At 47.4% G+C, this 736-nt stretch carries 1 pseudogene; it reads right to left on the bottom strand.

Going from position 1 to position 736, the window contains the following annotated elements:
- Positions 1 to 736 (bottom strand): annotated as a pseudogene (locus R7P74_RS26260) (ExeM/NucH family extracellular endonuclease); the annotation flags it as partial.

Genomic DNA, 736 nt, shown 5'->3' with positions numbered 1-736 from the left:
TTACGAGTAATGGTGTTTTCGGCAATGTGCTGCTCTGGCGTGAAGATCACTTTCGCCGCTTCTTTTGGCGTGACCACTTTCGCGCGGTACAAGATAGCAACCATGATCGCATCGCTTCCGAAGTACTCTTCTTGGTACTTGTCTTTATCTGCGATTTCAACGTAAGTGTAATGATCGTCTGCGTCATCGATTTCTGCATTCAATGCATCCACCAAGTTTTGCACAGCACTGCCATCACCGAAGCCGTTATTCTCCACTTCCATCAAACCAATGATGTCAGCATCCATCTTGTTCATCGCAGACACGATCTTCGCTTGTTGGATCAAGAACTCATCGTGATTCGTCGCGCCACGGTTTTGGCCTGTCGGGTTGTTGTTTCCGCTGTCTGCAACCGAAGTGAAGTAGTTAAGCACGTTAAAGCTTGCAACGCGTAAATCCGACTCTGCGATAGCTGGCGCCGCTTTACGCTCTACATCAAAACCATCACCCGTTGCCACAAAGTTAGTGTTGTTTACATCGTTCGTCGCGATCAGACGGTATTCGTTGTAGCTGTAATTCACTACGCCCTGTAAACCTTCAACGCGCGAACCTAAGCGAATGTGCTGTTCAGATGAACCGTCTTGATCCAAATCTTGACCAAACTCAGGGTAGTAAGGAATTTTGCCGTTCGGTGCTTTGGCATCAGATTCTAGGAAAACTCGATTCTCTGAATTTTGTTTTGCTAGCGCGACCGCTT

The sequence above is a fragment of the Vibrio sp. 2033 genome (genome assembly GCF_033339735.1).
This window is presented reverse-complemented; position numbering and strand designations above follow the sequence as displayed.